The sequence below is a fragment of the Pseudomonas sp. GW821-FHT07G10 genome, from assembly GCF_059418545.1.
Genome location: NZ_JBWKQB010000008.1, coordinates 129,628 through 150,325 on the forward strand (window position 1 = coordinate 129,628; position 20,698 = coordinate 150,325).

16 protein-coding genes and 1 pseudogene are annotated in these 20,698 nt (G+C 59.7%); 4 read left to right on the forward strand and 13 right to left on the reverse strand.

Features of this window, described 5'->3' with window-relative positions; translation table 11 throughout:
* The 4 genes from AC07O1_RS12220 to AC07O1_RS12235 all read right to left on the reverse strand — a co-directional run bounded on the left by AC07O1_RS12220 (window position 1) and on the right by AC07O1_RS12235 (window position 4,689).
* Window positions 1-1,089 carry a polyamine ABC transporter substrate-binding protein gene (locus tag AC07O1_RS12220; protein ID WP_495088941.1) on the reverse strand — a complete coding sequence of 363 codons (1,089 nt, stop codon included), beginning with the start codon at window positions 1,087-1,089 and terminating at the stop codon, window positions 1-3.
* 41 nt (window positions 1,090-1,130) lie between these two features.
* Window positions 1,131-2,489, reverse strand: a complete 1,359-nt coding sequence (locus tag AC07O1_RS12225) for a glutamine synthetase family protein (RefSeq protein WP_495088942.1) — start codon at window positions 2,487-2,489, stop codon at window positions 1,131-1,133.
* A 152-nt stretch (window positions 2,490-2,641) separates the two neighbouring features.
* Complete coding sequence (locus AC07O1_RS12230; protein WP_495088943.1) at window positions 2,642-3,526, reverse strand: helix-turn-helix domain-containing protein; 885 nt, start codon at window positions 3,524-3,526, stop codon at window positions 2,642-2,644.
* 230 nt (window positions 3,527-3,756) lie between these two features.
* A complete protein-coding gene (locus tag AC07O1_RS12235) occupies window positions 3,757-4,689 on the reverse strand; it encodes a LysR family transcriptional regulator (protein ID WP_494992817.1) in 933 nt (310 codons plus the stop codon).
* Window positions 4,690-4,810: 121 nt separating this feature from the next.
* Here AC07O1_RS12235 and AC07O1_RS12240 point away from each other — a divergent pair, with 121 nt between their 5' ends.
* Window positions 4,811-5,056, forward strand: a complete 246-nt coding sequence (locus tag AC07O1_RS12240; protein ID WP_494992816.1) for a DUF2790 domain-containing protein — start codon at window positions 4,811-4,813, stop codon at window positions 5,054-5,056.
* Between the two features lie 20 nt (window positions 5,057-5,076).
* Here AC07O1_RS12240 and AC07O1_RS12245 read toward each other — a convergent pair.
* The 4 genes and pseudogenes from AC07O1_RS12245 to AC07O1_RS12260 all read right to left on the reverse strand — a co-directional run.
* Window positions 5,077-5,454: pseudogene (locus AC07O1_RS12245) on the reverse strand (methyl-accepting chemotaxis protein); the annotation flags it as partial.
* 515 nt (window positions 5,455-5,969) lie between these two features.
* Window positions 5,970-7,238 (reverse strand): OprD family porin, encoded by a 1,269-nt coding sequence (locus tag AC07O1_RS12250; protein ID WP_495088944.1) that lies wholly within the window; start codon window positions 7,236-7,238, stop codon window positions 5,970-5,972.
* Window positions 7,239-7,315: 77 nt separating this feature from the next.
* Entirely contained in the window at window positions 7,316-8,530 is a 1,215-nt protein-coding gene (locus tag AC07O1_RS12255; protein WP_494992814.1) for a benzoate/H(+) symporter BenE family transporter, read from the reverse strand.
* A gap of 127 nt (window positions 8,531-8,657) precedes the next feature.
* On the reverse strand, window positions 8,658-10,001 hold the full coding sequence (locus AC07O1_RS12260) for an aromatic acid/H+ symport family MFS transporter (RefSeq protein ID WP_495088945.1): 1,344 nt from the start codon (window positions 9,999-10,001) through the stop codon (window positions 8,658-8,660).
* Window positions 10,002-10,444: 443 nt separating this feature from the next.
* Here AC07O1_RS12260 and AC07O1_RS12265 point away from each other — a divergent pair, with 443 nt between their 5' ends.
* From AC07O1_RS12265 to AC07O1_RS12275, 3 genes are all read left to right on the forward strand, one after another.
* Window positions 10,445-11,545 (forward strand): polyamine ABC transporter substrate-binding protein, encoded by a 1,101-nt coding sequence (locus AC07O1_RS12265; RefSeq protein ID WP_495088946.1) that lies wholly within the window; start codon window positions 10,445-10,447, stop codon window positions 11,543-11,545.
* A gap of 203 nt (window positions 11,546-11,748) precedes the next feature.
* The gene (locus AC07O1_RS12270; RefSeq protein WP_495088947.1) at window positions 11,749-13,167 is read left to right on the forward strand and encodes an aminotransferase; all 1,419 of its coding nucleotides are present in this window, start codon (window positions 11,749-11,751) and stop codon (window positions 13,165-13,167) included.
* A gap of 77 nt (window positions 13,168-13,244) precedes the next feature.
* The gene (locus AC07O1_RS12275; RefSeq protein WP_495088948.1) at window positions 13,245-14,120 is read left to right on the forward strand and encodes a helix-turn-helix domain-containing protein; all 876 of its coding nucleotides are present in this window, start codon (window positions 13,245-13,247) and stop codon (window positions 14,118-14,120) included.
* A gap of 90 nt (window positions 14,121-14,210) precedes the next feature.
* On the opposite strand, the gene AC07O1_RS12280 is transcribed toward AC07O1_RS12275, so the two are convergent.
* From AC07O1_RS12280 to exaC, 5 genes are all read right to left on the reverse strand, one after another.
* A complete protein-coding gene (locus AC07O1_RS12280) occupies window positions 14,211-15,938 on the reverse strand; it encodes a PAS domain-containing hybrid sensor histidine kinase/response regulator (RefSeq protein ID WP_495088949.1) in 1,728 nt (575 codons plus the stop codon).
* Complete coding sequence (gene ercA / locus AC07O1_RS12285) at window positions 15,922-17,085, reverse strand: alcohol dehydrogenase-like regulatory protein ErcA (protein ID WP_495088950.1); 1,164 nt, start codon at window positions 17,083-17,085, stop codon at window positions 15,922-15,924. The genes AC07O1_RS12280 and ercA overlap by 17 nt, the downstream gene beginning before the upstream one ends.
* A gap of 223 nt (window positions 17,086-17,308) precedes the next feature.
* On the reverse strand, window positions 17,309-18,223 hold the full coding sequence (pqqB, locus tag AC07O1_RS12290; RefSeq protein WP_495088951.1) for a pyrroloquinoline quinone biosynthesis protein PqqB: 915 nt from the start codon (window positions 18,221-18,223) through the stop codon (window positions 17,309-17,311).
* A 57-nt stretch (window positions 18,224-18,280) separates the two neighbouring features.
* Window positions 18,281-18,352 carry a pyrroloquinoline quinone precursor peptide PqqA gene (gene pqqA / locus AC07O1_RS12295; RefSeq protein ID WP_010209364.1) on the reverse strand — a complete coding sequence of 24 codons (72 nt, stop codon included), beginning with the start codon at window positions 18,350-18,352 and terminating at the stop codon, window positions 18,281-18,283.
* A 271-nt stretch (window positions 18,353-18,623) separates the two neighbouring features.
* Window positions 18,624-20,144, reverse strand: coding sequence for an acetaldehyde dehydrogenase ExaC (gene exaC, locus AC07O1_RS12300; protein ID WP_495088952.1), 1,521 nt, complete (start codon window positions 20,142-20,144; stop codon window positions 18,624-18,626).
* Window positions 20,145-20,698 lie beyond the last annotated feature (554 nt).

A 20,698-nucleotide genomic window follows, 5' to 3' on the forward strand; every position in this document is an offset into this window, starting at 1 on the left:
TTAACGCCCGGACTTGAGGTTGCTCCAGGAACGATTCATCCAGCGCATGATGTCGGGTGGCAGTTGCGTCGAGACGTAGAGCTTTGCCTGTACCGATTCGGGGGGATAGATCGATGGATTGCCGGTGATGTCCTCACTCATCAGTGCGGTAGCCGGGGTATTGGCGTTGGCGTAGCCCACATACTCGCTGACCTTGGTAATCACCTCGGGTTTGAGCAGATAGTTGATGAAGGCATGAGCTTGTTCGGGGTTTTTGGCATCGGCCGGAACGGCCAACATATCGAACCAGAGGTTGCCGCCCTCCTTCGGGACCGTGTAGGCGATCTTTACTCCGTTCCCGGCCTCCTGGGCACGATGGATTGCCTGGTACACATCGCCTGAATAGCCGAAGGCGATGCAGATGTTTCCGTTGGCCAGATCCGACACGTATTTGGAGGAATGGAAATAGGTGATGTAAGGACGCAAGGTCAGCAGTTTGCGCTCCGCGACCTTGTAATCTTCCAGTCGGGTGCTGTTGGGGTTCAGTCCCAGGTAATTGAGCATTGCCGGCATAGCCTCGTCTGCGGAGTCCATGAAGGCGACGCCGCAGGCCTGCAGCTTCTTGAGGTTCTCGACCTCGAACAACGTGCTCCAGGAGTCGATGGTGTCGACGCCCAACACCTGTTTTATCTTCTGAACGTTGTAACCAATGCCATTGGTACCCCACAAATACGGTACGGCGTACTGATTTCCCGGATCGTTGGCTTGCAGGCGTTGCAGCAACACCGGGTCGAGGTTCTTCCAGTTGGGCAGTTGCGTCCTGTCGAGCTTTTGAAAAGCCCCGGCCTTGATCTGCCGACCGAGAAAGTGATTGCTCGGCACCACCACGTCATAGCCGGTATGCCCGGCCAGCAACTTGCCTTCCAGGGTTTCATTGGAGTCGAAAACGTCATAGACCGGCTTGATGTCGGTTTCCCGCTGGAAGTCCGCGAGCGTGGTTTCAGCGATGTAATCGGTCCAGTTATAGATATTCACCATACTTTGCGCCGAAGCCTGGCCAGCCAGACCGCAGAGCGTTGTGAGCATGAGTTTTAGCGCGAATCGTTTCATTCACATGTCCTTGCTGTGGGTACATTTGAGAATGTGGGGCACTACACGCTGAGCAACAGGAACTCCCGTTCCCAGGAACTGATGACCTGCTTGTAGTTCTCGTGCTCGACCCGTTTGACCGCGACAAAGCCTTTGGTGAAACGCTCGCCCAGATACTCTTTGGTGATCTCCGAGTGCTCCATGCGTTCGAGCGCCGCCTCCAGGGTCAGCGGCAGGCGCAGGTTGCGTCGCTCATAACCGCGGCCGACCACCGCCGGGCTTGGCTCGATCCCCTCGACCATGCCCACGTAACCGCACAGCAGGCTGGCCGCCAGGGCCAGATAAGGGTTGGCATCAGCACCGGCCAGGCGATTTTCGACCCGACGATTCTGCGGATCCGAATCCGGCACACGCAGGCCGACCGTACGGTTTTCCTCGCCCCATTCGACGTTAACCGGCGCCGAGGTATCGGGTAGAAAACGACGGAACGAATTCACATTGGGCGCGAACAGCGGCAGGGTTTCGGGAATGTATTTCTGTAACCCGCCGATGTGGTGCATGAACAACTCACTCATGCTGCCATCGGGATTGGAAAACACCGATGCGCCGGTTTTCAGGTCCACCACGCTCTGGTGCAAATGCATCGCGCTACCCGGCTCGCCGGTCATTGGCTTGGCCATGAACGTGGCGCTGACATCGTGTTTGAGAGCCGCCTCGCGCAGCGTTCGCTTGAAAACGATGATCTGATCGGCCAGGGACAACGGATCTCCGTGACGGAAGTTGATCTCCATCTGCGCAGTGCCCTCTTCGTGAATCAAGGTATCCAGGTCCAGGCCTTGGGCCTCGCTCCAGTCATACATGTCTTCGAACAGCGGATCGAATTCGTTGGTCGCCTCGATCGAATAGGACTGACGCCCTGTTTCCTGGCGACCGGAACGGCCAATCGGTGGTTTTAGCGGGTAATCCGGGTCAGGGCTGCGTTGAGTCAGGTAGAACTCCATTTCGGGCGCAATGATTGGCTTCCAGCCGCGCTCCGTGTAGAGCCTCAACACCTTTTTCAGGATGTTGCGCGGCGACAGTTCAATCGGATTCCCTTGCTTGTCATAAGTGTCGTGAATCACCTGTGCGGTGGGCTCCAGGGCCCATGGCACGATAAACACCGCGCCTTCGTCCGGGCGGCAGTGCATGTCGATATCCGCCGCATCCAGCAGGTCGTAGTAGATATCGTCTTCGACGTAATCGCCGGTGACCGTCTGCAACAACACACTCTCCGGCAGGCGCATGCCCTGCTCGTTGAGGAACTTGTTGGTTGGAGATATTTTGCCCCGAGCAATGCCGCTCAGATCAGAGATCAGGCACTCGACTTCAGTGATTTTGTTTTCTTTGAGCCATTGGCTCAGTCGATCCAGATTGCCTTTCATAACGCCTCGTACAGGGAAATGCCCGAGCGCCCCATGGCGGCCCAGTTCCGTGCTTCAAGGAGATAGTGCAATCGTGAGGCGGCTGGCTTCTATCCGATTTGCGCGTTTGTTCATGCCCCATTTTGGGGCGTGAATGCGTGGTCGTTGGCTACTTAGCGCGAGCGCAAGAGTGTGCAGCTGGGAAGCTCGCCGAACAGGCCGCGATAGGCCTCTGAGAAACGCCCCAAGTGCCAGAATGACCAGCGCATGGCGATTTCCGCCACGGTGGTTTCACCTGCCGAGGTGCGCAGCAAATCGCGGCGTGCGAAGTTCAATCGGCGCAGTCGTTGCCATTGGCTGGGAGACACACCGGTAAATGAGGTGAAGCTTTGCTGCAACTGACGCACAGACACCCCGGCGCCACTGGCCAGTTGCAGGGCATTGAAATGCTCTTGCGGGCAAGCCATGACCAGATCGAATACCCGCTGAATGAGCCGGCGGTCATGGGCCAGATGTTTTTGGCTTGCCCGATCCAGGGTCTGCCTCGGGCAGTCGAGGATATACAGGCAATCGTCGACCAGCTGTTGCGCCAGGCCCTCTTCGACCACCTGGGACGGTGCTGCGACCAGCTGCTGCAGCGTGCTGCTCAACCAGCGACCGAAGACCTGGCTTTGCTGGGATACCAGCGGCGTCAGGAACAATCCATCAAGACTGCTCAAGTTCAGGCTATTGAGCTGTTTGAGGTACTGAGGACCAATCACGACGGCTACTTCTTTATAGTTTTCCGGCGTGATCCAGGTGTTTTGACTTTCCTCGTTGAGTAAATACAGCGAGCCATTGCGAGTATCGAAACTGAATACCAATGAATCAGCGGGCGCATGGAAATGCTGTTCTATCCGCGTATTCATGCGCTCTTCATACACCTCAACGCCACCCAGCTCCATGTGCACAACCTTGCCCTGGAAACAACCGGGTGACATTTGCTGGTAATGCTCCTGCCAACCGGCGATGACAAGTTGCTGATCCACATCCGCAGTGTCGTGGGATTGAATCTGCATGCTGTTTTCCTTCCTTGTATCCCCGCCCGGAGGCGCCGGACGAAGCCAGTAATAATTATTATCAGCGCACCCTATCAGCGTGTAAAAAACAGCGCAAACAGACTTTAAACCAGCGACATGCAGGCGTTCGTCAAATAGCAACGGGGGGCGCCGATTCAGCCATCGGGGCCTGGTTGGTGGGGCACCGGTTGAGGAGCATCTGCGCCTTCCCCTCTGCAAAGGTGCTGGCATCAGGCCCAGTGGCGTGGGTCGTTCATGACCGCCTCATGCTCGGCAAACAGCTTGGGCAGCTCCACCTTGAGAAAGTCCACCCAGGTTCTGACCTTGGCATCGAGGAAACGCCGCGATGGATAGACTGCGTAGACATGTCGTTCACGTAGGCGATAGGCCGGCAGCACACGCAGTAACTTGCCTTCGCTGACCGGTCGGGTCGCGGTATAGAAAGGCAGCAGGCTGATGCCCATGCCCGCTTCAGAGGCCTTGACCATAGACTCGGCGACATTGCTCTGGAAGGTCTTGCCGGGTACGAGGCTGTACCCGCCCCGCTCGTCATGGAATACCCATTCATCGTGGTACAACGGGTCGAGCATGCGTAAGCAGCGATGCTCATTCAGGTCCACAGGCGCGCCCGGTACACCATGGCGTTGCAAGTATTGCGCGCAGGCGCAAGGCAGGCTGTAAATCTGCCCGATGACCTGTGCGACAAATTGCGAGTCGGCCAATTCCTGGGCAATCGAGATGACCACATCATGACCTTCTTCCAGCGGGTCCGGATTGCGCTGAGACAGGGTCAGCTCGAACACCACCTCAGGATGGAGCTCGCTATAACGGGCGATCAGCGGTGTGATCAGCACACCCAAACCGCTCAGGCTGTGCACCCGAAGCCGACCACTGGGGTTGAGATGGGCGTCGCGGGCTTCGGCGGTGGCTTCGTCCATTTCCTCGAGTATCTGCCGGCCACGCCGCAGAAAGCGCTCGCCGGCTTCGGTCAACCGCAGGCGCCGGGTGGTGCGTTGCAGCAGCCGCGCCTGCACATGCTGCTCCAGATCCGCCACCAACCGTGAAACTTGCGCGGTAGAGAAATCGAGTGCCTGCGCTGCTGCGGTAAAACTGCCGCTATCGACCACGCGGACGAATACCCGCAGGCTATTGAGCAGGTCCATATGCCCTCCGGGCGCACTGACTGTTGCGGTTCATGTAAGGCTGCATCAAGCAAACCCCTCTTTATCTACAACAGGCAAGGAATAGACTTCAGGCATCAGGATCACCACGGAGAAAAAAGAAATGAAAACGTTGATCAGTCTGTTTCTGGCAGTCATCGCCACCTCGGTCATGGCGGCCGGCGACGAACAAGTCCCTGCGACTCAGTACAACCCCGCGCAGCCACTCGATATCGCCAAGGTCATCTCGGTGTCGCCCACTGCAAACGCCTGCGAAGTGGTGCCCGCGACCATGGTCTATGTCGATCACCAGGGTGAAACCCATCGCCTGGTTTACCAGGTCATGGGCGGCTGCTCGGGCAACTCTTGATCAAGCCCGGGCAGCGCTACTCATGCGACAAGCCGCGCCGCATGCAATGCCAGTTCATGCAGGCTGGCCAGCCGTTGCATGATGCGTTCGACCACCTCCACCCTGGCCACCGCACCCGTGCGCAGCTCGCCCATTGAGTGCAACGCGACCTCGGCCTTCTCCAGCCCCAACCGGGTTGAAACCGTCAGGTGCTCGATGCCTTGCCGCGCGTCCTCGGCGGACTTTTCCAGGCCCGTAGCGATCTGCCTGATCTGAGCACTGGAGTCGGCGGCCTGGCGGGATAGATTGCGCACCTCGTCTGCCACCACCGCAAAACCTCGGCCATGGCTGCCGGCTCGTGCTGCCTCGATGGCGGCATTCAACGCCAGCAGATTGGTCTGTCGGGCGATGTCCTGAATGCTGCCGACAATGGAACCGATTCGTACCGACTGACTGCCCAGCTCGTCGAACACCTGATCCAGACGCTGCAAATAGAGGTTCAGATCACTCAGCACGCTCGCCGAAGATTGCATACTCTGCGCGCTGGACTTCACTCGCTCGCCCGCCGCCCGCGCCAACTGATCGGCGAAGCGCATGTCCTCCTCAGTCTGTAGCACCGCCTGGGTCAACTGCTCCAGGGTGGCCTGCACTTGTGCGCCCGGCCACACAGGTTCGGGCACCTGCGTCAGCGTCTGCACCACGGCCACTGGTGCACTGAGCACAGGCGGTTGCGGTTCGCGCTCCACGTCATCCTCGAGCACCACCACTGGCTGGCGGTGATAGAGCACGGCCCCGAGCAGCAACGCCAGATTTATCCCTGCGGCCAGCAACAGGCGCCCGCTATCGCCCCAGGCCAACACCACTGCACCTATGCCTGCGGCAAACAACAGCAACCCGGCCCAGACTTTTCGTGCCATATGAACCTCCATGCCGATCAACGCAGCGTCCAGGTGTAACTGAGGATCAGGCGGTTTTCGTCGATATCGCTGCGGTAGTTGGAGCGCGCCACGGCGTTGCGCACCCGCATCCCGAGCCCCTTCAAGGTTCCGCTCTGCACCACGTAGCCGAGATCGAGGTCGCGCTCGCGATCCTTGCCTTCGAAGCCCTTGCCGGTGTCGACGTTATTGCCTGTGATGTAACGCACTGTGCTAGTCAGACCGGGCAACCCCAAGGCCGCAAAATCGTAGTCGTAACGCACCTGCCAGGAACGCTCATCGGTGAAGGCGAACTCGTAGGTCGGTGCTTCGTTGCCCAGCGGCGAGACGTTGGCGAATACCCGTGGGAAGGCGCTATCGCCATACATCCCCTGATACCCGAGGTAGAAGGTATGGCCGCCGTGTCTGGCCGACAGCAAGGAGAAAAACGCCCGATTATCGATCGTGCCCAGCAGCTTTTTACCGTCTTCGCGGGCATCGTAGTAACCCAGATTGGCGCCCAGGGTCCAATCACCGAAAGGCTCGCTGTGTTTGAGGCCCAGGAAGCGCTGGCTGTAGATGTCCTCCAGTTGCCCATACCAGGCACTGACCGAGGTACGCTTGTTATTGAACGCGTAATCGGCGCCCGCATAATTGAAGCCATCACTGCTGACCTGGCGTTGCGGCAGATGACCGAGCATGGCCTGCAGTTTTTGCTCGCCAGCTTCGTTGCGCAGGCTGGTTGAGCTCAAATGACCGCCCTGCAGGGTCAGGCCATCGATCTCGCCGGAGGTGATGCTCGTGCCCTTGTAGCTGGGAGGCAGCAGACGGATATCGCTGAAGGCCAACACCGGGAGATTGGGTTGCAACTCGCCGACCCGCAGTTCGGTCTTCGAGTAACGCAGCTTCAGAGCAGCCTCCAGACGGCTGTAATCATTCGGCGCGCGACCATCGCCCTGCACCGGCAACAACCCGGTGTTGGCCCGGTCCGGGCTGCTGTCGAGCTTGAGGCCCAACAGCCCCATGGCATCCACGCCTACCCCGATCGGCCCTTGGGTGTAACCCGATTTGAGGTTGAGGATAAAGCCTTGCGCCCACTCCTCGGCCTTCGACTGCTTGTTGGCCCCGACGATGTCGGAAAAGTCGCGGCTGAAGTAGTAATTGCGTGCCTGCAGGGTGGCGCTGGCATCCTCGACAAAGCCACCCTCGGCGGCCATCAGGCCGCTGGAAAAACTCAAGGCGACAGCCAGGGACAACACTGAACGAGTTGCTGGAAAAGTCTGTTTCATCGTTTTGCTCTTATTGTTATTGATCGACAGGTTGCAGTGCTCCACCCGCATCGGTTTCGATGCGGATGTCTTGGATCTCAGCGCGCCACCTCCTCCTGGCCGCGGGTTATCCGAGTAACGGAGTCGGGTCGCCGGGCACTCAGCAACAGGTGCGTGGACATGCCGAAAATCAGCCCCCAGAAGGCAGCGGACAAACCGAACAGGGACATACCCGATGCCGTGGTGAGCAAGGTCACCAGCGCCGCCTCGCGGTCATTCGGTACCGCCATGGCCCCCGCCAGCGCACCTGCGATTGCGGCGAACAACGCCAGCCCGGCCAAGGCTGCGATCAGCTCTTTGGGGAAGGCGGAAAACAGCGAGACCAGAGTGGCGCCGAAGATGCCCAGCAGCAGGTAGCAAAGGCCACCCACCACCCCGGCGACATAACGTTTGCCTGGGTCTTCGTGGGCCTCACGCCCTGTGCATATAGCGGCGGTAATCGCCGCCAGATTCAGACCATGGCAGCCAAAGGGGGCAAGAAGCGCAGTACCCAGCGCGCTGCTGGCGATGATCGGGCTGGCCGGCGTGGCATAACCGCTGGCACGCAGAACCGCCATGCCCGGCACGAATTGACCGGTCAGCGCCACCATCACCAGTGGCAAGGCGATATTCAGGGTCGCGCTCAGGCTGAAATGCGGTGTGATCCACACCGGTGTGGCCAGGCCGATCACCAGCGCCTCGCGATGCAAGTCGCCCGCCAGCAAGGCGATGGAGCAACCGACCAGCAGTACCACCAACACCGCGTAACGCGGTATCACGCGCTTGCACACCAGGTAGGTGGCGAACATCGCCAGCACCAGTAGCGGCTTGCCTTGCAAGGAAACGAACAACCCGGTGCCGAAGCTGAACAGAATGCCGGCCAGCATCGCCGCCGCGATCGCCGCTGGCAGCTTGCTGATAATCCGGTCGAAGGCACCTGATACCCCCACCACAAAGATGATCAGACTGCTGATCAGGTAGGCGCCCACCGCCTCGTGCATGGAAATGCCCGGCAGCAGTGCCACCAGCAGCGCCGACCCGGGTGCCGACCAGGCGATGATCAGCGGTACGCGATAACGCAGGCTCAGGCCGATGCCAAGCAATGCACTGCCAATGGAAATGGCCCACACCCAGGACGACAACACGTCACGTGGCAGATGGGCAGTCTCGGCCGCCTGAAAAATGATCACCAAAGGCCCGGCATAGGAAATCACCGTGGCGATAAACCCGGCGACCGCGGCGGACAGGGAAAAGTCGTGGAGCAACGCTTTCATGGGACCTCGCCGCAAGGCTCATCAGGCGATCCGTGGCACGCGGCCCGGATGCTCTTGTCAGGGGGAAATCGATTGATTCAGGAGCAACCGGGGAACACGGCGAACGCCATCCTCCCCTTCATCAGCCTCAGGCCTTGGCCGTAATCAGCGCGGACGCAATGCTGTTGGCACGGCGCTGGCTACTGATGGCGAACAAGGTCATGGCGATGGCGGCGATCGCCCCCGGCAAGGCAAAGGCCATGAAGTTAAGCTGCAACGGCAGGCTGATACCCAGCAGCGCGCCGCCCAACAGCGGACCGACGATGGCACCGTTGCGACCGATACCCGACGCCCAACCCAGCCCGGTGGAGCGTATAGCCATGGAGTAGAACTGCGCGGCACAGGCATACAGCAGGATTTGCGAACCGATGGTGGTGGCGCCGGCGATGGCGATCAGCAGGTAAAGTACCGGCGTCGGGCTCTTGAAGCCGAGCAAGGTGATCGACACTGCAGCGATGGTGAAGAACACCGCCAATACCCGTGGCAGATTGAGTTTGTCGCCCAACATCCCGCCGCCCACCGCGCCGAAGATTGCACCGAAGTTCAGCGCCAGCAGGAAAGACAGGCTCGAGCCCAGGCTGTAACCGGCGTTGGCCATCAGTTTGGGTAGCCAGGAACTCAGTGCGTAGACCATCAGCAGGCAGCAGAAAAAAGCCACCCAGAGCATCAGCGTGCGCAGTGCACGGCCTTCGCGAAACAATTGCAGGACGGGAGTGCCGGTGCCTTTAACTTCCGTCATGTGCAGACGGTCGCTGTCTTGCCAGGCATAGCCAGGATCCACGCGCTCGAGGATTTTGCGCGCCTCGTCATTGCGCCCCTGACGCAGCATGAAACCCACCGACTCGGGCAAGAAATACATAATCAGCGGCAACAGCAGCAACGGCAGAACCGCCACATAAAACACCGCCTGCCAACCGAAGCTGGGGACCAACACGATGCCCAGGCCAGCGGAGAGCATGCCGCCCACCGAATAGCCGCTGAACATGATCGCCACCAGCGTGCTGCGGATTTTCTTCGGCGCGTATTCGTTCATCAGCGCCACCACGTTGGGCATCACGCCGCCAATGCCCAGACCGGCAATGAAACGGCAGATACCAAACTGCGTGGGGCTGCTGGCAAAACCATTGAGCACGGTAAAGCCGCTAAACAGGATGACGCACAGGGTGATGGTTTTCTTTCGCCCGATCTTGTCCGAGAGCGGCCCGAAAAACAGCGCACCGAACATCATGCCGAACAGCGCATAACTGCCCAGCGCCCCAGCCTCCAGCGGGCTCAACCCCCACTCTTTCATCAGCATGGGCAAGACAACGCCATAGATCACCAGGTCGTAGCCATCGAAGATGATGATCAGGGCACACCAGAACAACACCATCCAGTGGAAACGGTTGAAGCGCGCGTTGTCGATAACTTCATGTACGTCGATATTTCGCATGGCGTCTGTCTCTTGTTGTTATTTTTAGAACTGCATGGGTAAACCCCGAAACCCTCGTCGCCCCCCACCACCGACAGGCTCACGCGGGTGATACAGCAGGCGTCATCCCCGGCACCTTGCTTGAGCATGTGCGGCAGTGCCGCGTGGCAGCTCCTCGATTGTTCTTGTTCAGGCCATGTGAGGTTATGAAGGCGAAGCGAGAGGCAATATCCGCTTTGTGCAGATCGCTATCCGTTTTGTGCAGAGGGGTGAAATGCCAAGCCAGGACTCACCGGCGCGGCTAAGCGCCCTTGCGCCGGGTTGCAGCCAGGCATCAACGCCGGCATTTACCCGAACGCACCTCTCACCTACCCGATCGGGTTATGGCGCGATTGCAGGCGCTGCTTGAAAGTGAGCCTGGCAGCTCGCCCCGAGCGCAAGAACAACAATAAGGTGGGACTGATATGCGCAAAATCTTCGCAGCAGTACTCAGCGCGGCACTGGCCGCAATACCCGCGCTCAGCCACGGCGCGGATGCGCCCGGCAACACGCTGCGGCTGTACAACTGGGCGGATTACATTGGCGAAAACACCATCGCCAACTTCGAAAAAGCCACCGGCATCAAGGTGACCTACGACACCTTTGATTCTTACGAAACCGTCCAGGGCAAGCTGTTGCCGGGCCGCTCCGGCTACGATCTGGTGGTGCTCAATGCCGCCCTGGTGCCCCTGCTGATCAAGGCCAAGGTGTTCCAGCCACTGGACAAGACACTGCTGCCCAGCTGGCGGAATCTCGACCCGCATGTACTCAAGAGCCTGGAAAACTACGATCCCGGCGTGACCTATTCGGCGCCCTACACCTGGGGCAGCAACGGCGTGACCTACAACGTCAGCAAGATCAGGGAACGCATGCCGGACGCCCCCATCGGTTCGCTGGCGATGATCTTCGACCCCAAAGTCGTGTCACATTTTGCTGACTGTGGCGTGACCTTGATCGATTCGCCAACCGACATCATCCCGTTGGCGCTGACCTATCTGGGCCGCGACCCCAATAGCGTCGAGCCGAAGGACCTCAAGGCTGCGCAGGAGGTGCTGATGGCGGTGCGTCCCTACATACGCAAATTCGATTCGACCGGTTACCTCAACGGCCTGGCCAATGGTGAGCTGTGCCTGTCCACCACCTGGTCCGGCGACTACGCCACCGCCCAGGCACGCGCCCAGGAAGCCGGAGCGAAGATCAAGCTCGACTACTTCATTCCCAAGGAAGGTTCGCTGATCTGGTTCGATGACTTCTACATCCCGGCCGATGCACCTAACGTAGCCAATGCCCACAAATTCATCGAATACCTGCTGCAGCCGCAGGTGATCGCCGAGGTCAGCGACTACATCCGCTATGCCAACAGCAACAAAGCCGCGACGGCGCTGGTGACCGCGGACATTCGCGACAACCCGGCGATCTACCCGGACCCGGAAACCCTCAAGCGCCTGTTCACCCAGAAGACCCAGTCGCAGGCAAGCGTCCGTCTGATCACCCGCACCTGGAACATGGTGAAGACCGGGAAATAACACCAGTCCCTGACCCCAATGCCTCGTGTAGGAGCCGAGCTTGCTCGCGATGGGCGTTAACGATGACACGTGTTTGCTGGATAAACGCGTCGCCCTCAGATCCATCGCGAGCAATCGAGCGTCGACCGGCTGCTCCTACACTGGCATTGGGGGTCAGGGACCCGATAGATGTCCACCCCACAGTTATTCCGAAGGTGAAGGCTATGCCAACTCAATCCCCAGCGTTCTTTGCGCAATTTGACCAGGAAAAACTGGTCGCCGCCGACAAGGCGCACTACATGCACGGCTTCCACATGTTCGACGAGCATCGCGAACAAGGCTCATTGAACATTGCCGCAGGCGATGGCGCCTATATCTACGACACCGCCGGCAATCGCTACCTCGACGCCGTCGGCGGCATGTGGTGCACCAACATCGGCCTGGGGCGCGAGGAAATGGCCGAGGCCATCGCCAATCAGGTGCGCCAGCTGGCCTACTCCAACCCGTTCTGCGACATGGCCAACGTCACCGCCATCGCGCTCTGCGAGAAGCTCGCCAGCCTGGCCCCCGGCGACCTCGATCATGTGTTCCTGACCACCGGCGGCTCGACTGCCGTGGACACCGCCTACCGGTTAGTCCAGTTCTACCAGAACAGCCGTGGCAAGCACGAAAAGAAGCACATCATCTCGCGGATCAACGCCTACCACGGCTCGACCTTCCTGACCATGTCGATCGGCAACAAGGCCGCCGACCGCGCGCCTGAATTCGACTTCATGAGCGACCTGTTCCACCACGTCTCTTGCCCCAACTATTACCGGGCACCGAAAGGCATGAGCGAAGCGGACTTCCTCGACTTCCTGGTCAACGAGTTCGAAGACAAGATTCTCACCATTGGCCCCGACAACGTTGCGGCATTCTTCGCCGAGCCCGTCATGGGCTCGGGCGGCGTGATCATCCCGCCTGAGGGTTATCACCGGCGTATGTGGGAAGTCTGCCAGCGCTACGACATGCTCTATGTCGCCGACGAAGTGGTGACCTCGTTCGGTCGGCTGGGCAAGTTCTTCGCCTCAGAAGAAGTGTTCGGTATGCAACCGGACATCATCACCACTGCCAAGGGACTGACCTCGGGCTACCTGCCGCTGGGTGCCTGCATCTTCTCCAGGCGCATCTGGCAGGTGATCGGCGAACCCGGCAAGGGCCGCTGTTTCACCCATGGTTTCACCTACAGCGGGCATCCGGTCAGCTGTATCGCGGCGCTGAAGAACATTGAAATTATCGAACGTGAAAACCTGCTGGCCCACGTCGAAAATGTCGGTAGCTACCTGGAGGAGCGCCTGCAGACCCTCGCCAACCTGCCACTGGTGGGTAACGTGCGCTGCAAACGACTGATGGCGTGTATCGAATTCGTCGCCGACAAACAGAGCAAGGTGCTCTTCCCGGACGCACTGAACATCGGCGAGAAAATCCACCTGCGGGCACAAGCCAAAGGCTTGATGGTGCGTCCTATCGGGCACCTGAACGTGATGTCGCCGCCGCTGATCATCACTCACGCACAGGTTGATGAGGTGCTCCGGATCCTGCGCGAATGCATCCTGGATACCGCCGATGAACTCAAGCGCAGCGGTCAGTACCAGGGCCAATGAGCTACCGGCAATACATGGCGGAAAAAAGGCTTCCTGGCGTTTTGCCTGCAACGTGCCCGGCGAGTAGACTGCCGGGCATGACCGATACCCCAAGCGAAATGTCTACCGCGCTCCCTCTCCAGGCTTTTCAGACCTGGCACGGCGGGCTGGCGACGGCCTTCATGGCCATAGATGACGCCACCTTCCTCGAACATCTGGCGGCGGCGCTCAACGGTTTGACGCCCATCGAGTCGATGATGATCAGCCTTGAACGCAAAGGCCTGCCACCGCAACTGCTGCACCAGCGAGGCATCCCGCGCGATCACCGCGACGACATCATCAACCGCTACTTCTCCCGTGGTTACCTGCTTGATCCGTTCTGTCTGGCCGTGGAAAACGGCCTCGCCGAAGGCTTCTACCACCTCTCGGAAATCGCTCCGGATGATTTCTTCAGCAGTGAGTATTACAAGACTTACTACCTCAAGAGCGGCGCCGTGGAAGACTGCTACTACATTGTCGACCTCGACCGGCAGAGCAAGATTTCGCTGTCCATGTTCCAGGGCCTGAGCACCACACCCTTCAATGCGCAACAACTGGGACTGATGCGTGCCGTAGAGCCAATGGTCCGCGAACTGCTGCGCCGTTTCGGCACCACCGGGGGCCTGCGGAGCCTGTTTGCAGAGGCCGAGCGGGACACCCCACCTGGCCCGCAGAACAGCCTCAACCAGCAAATCGAAGCCGCTTTCATGAACTTCGGTAGCGCCCTGCTGACCGTACGTGAACGCGAGATCGCTCACCTGATCCTGCGTGGCCATTCGGTAAAATCCACCGCTCGGGTACTGAGTATCTCTCCGGAAACCGTGCGCATGCACCGCAAGAATCTCTACACCAAGCTGGAAATCAGCTCGCAGGCGGAGTTGTTTTCACTGTTCATCGACTGGTTGACCCAGAACCGGGACACCCGAGTAGCCTGACGCCGAGCCGGCCATATCGGCACTCAACCTGGCGGGCCTGCCCCCTCTTCGGCGGTCATGCAGCACGTTGCGATGGCTTGCCTGCGTGCACTAACCCAGCAACTGACTCAACGCTGCGCGCAACTTTCCGGGTTTGACCGGTTTGTTCAACAGCGGTGCGCCGAGTTTTTGCAATGAGCGTCGACACAGATCACTGCGGTCAGCCGTGATGATGACGGCCGGGATAGGCCGGGCAAAATGTTCGCGCAGATGCTTGACCACCTCACAGCCGACGACGCCGTGATCCAGGTGAAAGTCCGCCAGAATCAGTTCCGGTGCCCGCCCTTGCAACGCCTGCAGTGCGCTGACCTCGTCGGTCGCCGTCACCACCTCACAGCCCCACTGCCCGAGCAGTGCGCTCATGCTTTCAAGGATGCTCAATTCGTTGTCCAGCACCAGCAAACGTCGGCCCGGCAAGGGGTTGCCCGTACCTGGCTGCGGTGCTGCCTGACTGATGGGCAGCGGCACTTCGCGGGAGATCGGCACGTCAATGCTGAACATCGAGCCGTGTCCCGGCCGTGAGTGAACCTGGACCCGATAACCGAGGATTTTCGCGATACGCTCGACGATGGCCAGACCCAGTCCCACCCCCTTGCGGTCGGCGGCGCGGCCGACATCCAGTTGGTTGAACTCAAGGAAGATTGAATCCAGCCGGTCGGCGGCGATACCGCGACCGGTGTCCCAGACTTCCAGGCGCAGGCAATCGCCCCGCCGTCTGGCGCCGAGCAGGATGCTGCCCCGATCGGTATAGCGGCAGGCGTTGCTGAGGAAGTTGCGCATGATCCGTGTCATCAGCCGCAAGTCAGTGCGTACGGCAAAATCGCCGATGCGTACCCGCAGGTTCAAACCGGACGCCTCGGCGACTGACTGGAATTCCGAGACCAGCGGCGTGAGCAATTCATCGAGGCGGTAAAGCGCGATGTCCGGTTTGACCGCGGCCTGATCGAGTTTGGAGATATCCAACAGGTCCGTGAGCAAGTCTTCGGCCCCTTCCAGAGCCTGATGAGTGCGCTCGACCAACACCTGTTCGACGTCTGGCAAATCCCGCTCGCGCAAGGTCGAAATCAACAAGCGTGCGGCGTTCAGCGGTTGCAGCAAGTCATGGCTGGCGGCGGCCAGGTATTTGTCCTTGCTGCGATTGGCGGCTTGGGCGGCATCCCGGGCCTCGCGCAAGGCGTGTTCGATCTGTTCGCGCCGGGCGATCTGCTGTTGCAGATTGCGGTTGGCTTCCAGCAACTCGTCGGTGCGCGCCGCGACACGTTGCTCCAGTTCATCATTGAGTTGTTGCAGACGTTGCTGGGCCAGTTTGCGTTCGGTGATATCGGTGACAAAGCCTTCTACCAGCCCATCCTGATCAGGTTTGAGCAGCAGGTTCATCAGCACATCGAGACAACTGCCATCCTTGCGCCGCAGCTGTGTTTCGTAACCAAGCAGGCTGCGCTGGCGTTGCAAGGTCTCGCCGATGGACTGCAATTGGGCGACACCGCCAATAAACAGATTGCCGGCCAGATCCTTCAGGGAAAACAACACTTCCTGTGGATCTTCGTAGCCGAGCATTCGTGCCAGTGCCGGGTTGGCAGCGCGCATCCCTTCTTGCAGGCTGGCCTGGAAAATACCGTGTACCGCATGCTCGAACAGCCATTTATAGCGATTGCGCTCGGTCTCCAGATCATCCAGACGCGCCGCCAGCTCCGGGTAATGGCTCTTGCGCGCCGAATGGCTGCCCAGCCCCAACAGCCCGGCCAGAGCACGCTGTTGTTCGTCAGAGGGCTTCGCCATAGACGACCTCGACATCACGCTGGCTCGACTCGCGCGGATTGGTAAGGATGCACGGGTCGTCCATGGCGTGCTGCGAGAGGAACGGAATGTCCGCCATGCTGACGCCGTGCAAACCGAGGGTTTCATGGAAACCGATCGAGTGTTTGAGGGCGATCAGGTGTTCCACCAGCCGCCCACAGATCTGCCGGTGATTGAGGCCACGACAGTCGATACCGAAGGTCTCGGCAATCACCTTGAAGCGCTCCGGTGCCGAGCTGTAGTTGAACGCCACCACATGCTCGACCAGCACCGCGTTGCACAGCCCATGGGGCAGATCAAGAAAGCCGCCCAGGCTGTGTGACATGGCATGCACCGCACCGAGAATCGCATTGGAGAACGCCAGCCCGGCCTGCATGCTGCCAAGCATGATTTTTTCCCGCAGCGCGATGTCTGTGGGATTGGCGATCATTTGCAGCAAATTGCCGTTGATCAGGCGCATCGCCTCCAGCGCATGAGGATCGGTCAACGGCCCGTGCCCCGTGGAAACGAAGGCTTCGATGGCGTGCACCAGGGCATCGATGCCGGTACAGGCAGACAGAAACGGGTCCATGCTCAGGGTGGTTTCCGGGTCGATCAATGACACGTCCGGCACCACCGCTTTGCTGACGATGGAGAACTTCATCCGCTCCTGCTGATTGGAAATGATCACGAATTGCGAGACGTCGGCCGAAGTACCGGCCGTGGTCGGGATCAAAATCAGCGGCGGGCTCGGCACCCGAATGGTGTCCACGCCTTCGAACTCAAGAATGCTGCGCCCGTGAGCGACAACGATACCGATGCCTTTGCCGCAGTCCATCGGGCTACCGCCACCGACGGCGACGATCACATCGCAGTGGTTCTCCCGGTATATCTCGGCCCCCAGCATGACCTCTTCCGCCCTGGGGTTGGGCGAGACCGCGCTGTACAGGCAGTAGTCGATACCTTGAGCCTGCAGGCTGGCTTCGATATCGGCGACCCAACCGGCGGCGATCACCCCGGGATCACTGACCACCAGGACCTTGCGTGCACCGAAGGTTTTTGCGTAGTTGCCGACGTTATGCCGGCAACCGGCACCAAAGATGATTTCAGGGGAAACGAATTTACGCAGCTGGCTGAGGTTCTGGCTCATGGAAAGCCTTTTTTATTGTTTTGAAAATAAACGCCAGCCTAAAGCATCTTGTTACGAATGCAATGAGACCAATGGGTAGCCTGTCATGCCGCTTTCGCGGGCAAACCCCAATGCCGGTGTAGGAGCGAGCTTGCTCGCGATGGACCTGAGTGCGACGCGTTTATCCAGAAAATCCGCGTTACCGTTAACATCCATATCGCGAGCAAGCTCGCTCCTACAGGGATTACAGGTCGATATCCATCCCATCGAACGCCACTTCAATCCCGCGCCGCTCCAGCAGTGCGCGCTCGGCCGAGTCTTCGTCGAGGATCGGGTTGGTGTTGTTGATATGGATGAGAATCTTGCGCTGTTCGGGAAAACCCTCGAGCACCTCGAGCATTCCGCCGGGCCCGCTTTGCGGCAGATGCCCCATCTCGCTGCCGAGTTTGTCACCGACTTCACTGACGCGCATTTCATCGTCGCGCCAGAGGGTGCCGTCCACCAGCAGACAGTCGGCGCGGTGCATCCAGTCGAGCAAGTGGTCGTCGACTTGTCCAAGCCCCGGGGCGTAGAACAGGCTGCGACCGCTGCGCATGTCTTCGATAAACAACCCGATGTTGTCGCCAGGTTGTGGATTGCCGCGATGGGGCGAATACGGTGGCGCGCTGCTGCGCAAGGCAATGGCCCGCAGTCGCAGGTGGCTACAGGCGGGAATGCTGAACGGTTCGCCGCTCAAGCCGATGGGCTGCCACTGCAGCCCGCCATTCCAGTGACTCAGCATGGTGAACAACGGAAAACCGCTGCTCAGGTCCTGATGGACCATCTCGGTACACCAGACCTGATGCGGGCAGCCTTCGCGCAGGCTCAGCAAGCCGGTGCAATGGTCGATCTGGCTGTCCAGCAGGATCACCCCGGCAATCGCCGTATCACGCAACTGGCGGGCCGGTTGCAGCGGTGGGAATGATTCCAGCTGAACGCGAATGTCCGGCGAAGCGTTGCACACAATCCAGTCCACACCGTTATCGCTCAGGGCAATCGAAGACTGCGTACGCCGTTGCGCCCGCAGGCTGGCGTTACGTACGCCTGCGCAATTGCGGCAGTTGCAGTTCCATTGCGGGAAACCACCGCCAGCGGCGGAGCCAAGAATCCGGATGTGCATAGGGCAGCGCTCCAATGTGCAGGCCCCGGCCAATGCAGGGATTGGCCGGGAAAACGATCAACGGCTGGCGAAATACATGGTCACTTCAAAGCCAATACGCAGATCGGTAAACGCGGGTTTAGTCCACATGGGTCAATCCTCTTCTTATCCCGGGCAATTCCGGTAGAGGCATTAATACACGGGCTGTGGCGCGACCGAATGCTACTTTCGAAGGAGGTTGCGGGGTGCATTGGTAGGGGGTGTTGGCGGGGGTGTCAGGCAAGCCCCATTCGCGGGCTTGCCTCCTGTAGGAGCGAGCTTGCTCGCGATGAACCTGAGGACGACGCGTTCATTCAGACAGCACGCGTTATCGTTAACGTCCATCGCGAGCGAGCTCGCTCCTACAAGGGTGTCTGCTAGATCAGAAGAACCCCAACGGGTTGATGTCGTAGCTGACCAGCAGGTTTTTGGTCTGCTGGTAATGGTCGAGCATCATCTTGTGGGTTTCACGACCGACACCGGACTTTTTATAGCCGCCGAACGCGGCGTGCGCCGGGTACAGGTGGTAGCAGTTGGTCCAGACACGCCCGGCCTTGATCGCCCGGCCCATGCGGTAGGCACGGTTGATGTCACGGGTCCAGAGACCGGCGCCAAGGCCGAACTCGCTGTCGTTGGCAATCGCCAAGGCTTCGGCTTCGTCCTTGAAGGTGGTCACGCCGACCACCGGGCCGAAGATTTCTTCCTGGAACACACGCATTTTGTTGTGACCCTTGAGCAATGTTGGCTGGATGTAATAGCCGCTGGACAGGTCACCCTCAAGCCGCTCGGCAGCGCCACCGGTGAGCAGTTCAGCCCCCTCCTCCTGAGCGATTTTCAGATAGGACAGGATCTTGTCGTATTGCTGCTCGGACGCCTGGGCGCCGACCATGGTGTCGGTGTCCAGTGGATTGCCGCGCTTGATCTTGACGATTTTTTTCATCACCTCGGCCATGAACGGTTCGTAGATCGACTCCTGCACCAGCGCCCGCGACGGACAGGTGCAAACCTCGCCCTGATTGAAGAATGCCAACACCAGGCCTTCGGCGGCTTTTTCGATGAACTGCGGCTCGGCGTTCATAATGTCTTCGAAGAAAATGTTCGGCGACTTGCCGCCCAGTTCCACGGTGCTCGGAATGATGTTCTCGGCGGCGCAATGCATGATGTGCGCGCCCACCGGGGTGGAACCGGTGAAGGCGATCTTGGCGATGCGCTTGCTGGTGGCCAGGGCTTCACCGGCTTCACGACCGAAGCCCTGAACGATGTTCAAGACGCCCGCCGGCAGCAAATCAGCGATCAGTTCAGCAAACACCATGATCGACAGTGGCGTCTGCTCGGCCGGTTTGAGCACCACGCAGTTGCCGGCCGCCAGCGCCGGAGCGAGTTTCCAGGCAGCCATCAGCAGCGGGAAGTTCCACGGAATGATCTGCCCGACCACGCCCAGCGGTTCGTGGAAATGGTAGGCGGCGGTCAGTTCGTTGATTTCGGCGGCGCCGCCTTCCTGAGCACGGATGCAACCGGCGAAATAACGGAAATGGTCGGCGGCCAGCGGCACGTCGGCGTTCAGGGTTTCGCGTACGGCCTTGCCGTTGTCCCAGGTTTCGGTGACCGCAAGGATCTCCAGATTCTGTTCGATGCGCTCGGCGATTTTCAGCAGCACCAGGGAGCGGTCCTGAACCGAAGTCTTGCCCCAGGCATCGGCTGCGGCATGGGCAGCGTCCAGTGCCTTGTCGATATCGGCGGCGCTGGAGCGAGGGAACTCGGCAATCACTTCACCGGTTACCGGCGAGGTGTTGGTGAAGTATTCGCCATTGACCGGTGCGACGAACTCACCGCCGATGAAGTTGCCGTAGCGTGGTTTGAAAGACACAACGGCGCCTGGTGTTCCGGGTTGAGCATAAATCATGGTGGGCCTCTATTTGGGTCGATGCCTGTCGGGCGGACAGGCGATGAATCGATGGTAGAGAGCCCCGCGTGCCGGACGAATGCGCCGTTGGCAGGGGGATTCTCGTTATTTGGTCGTAGTTTTTGTGTGTGTGTGTGTGTAGATCGTTCCCACGCTCTGCGTGGGAATGCAGCCCGGGACGCTCCGCGTCCCAAAAGCGGACGCAGAGCGTCCGTTGAGGCATTCCCACGCGGGAGCGTGGGAACGATCATGGGCTTGCGTCAGATCAACGCTTGGCCACCACCAAGTCTTTCGGCAATTTGAAGGTCCAGAGCATGCCGCCCTGGTTGAAGTCTTTGACGCGTTTGGATCGTTCCCACGCTCCGCGTGGGAACGATCATGGGCTTGCGTCAGATCAATGCTTGGCGACCACCAAATCTTTCGGCAATTTGAAGGTCCAGAGCATCCCGCCCTGGTTGAAGTCTTTGACGCGCGTGGATCGTTCCCACGCTCTGCGTGGGAATGCAGCCCGGGACGCTCCGCGTCCCAAAAGCGGACGCAGAGCGTCCGTTGAA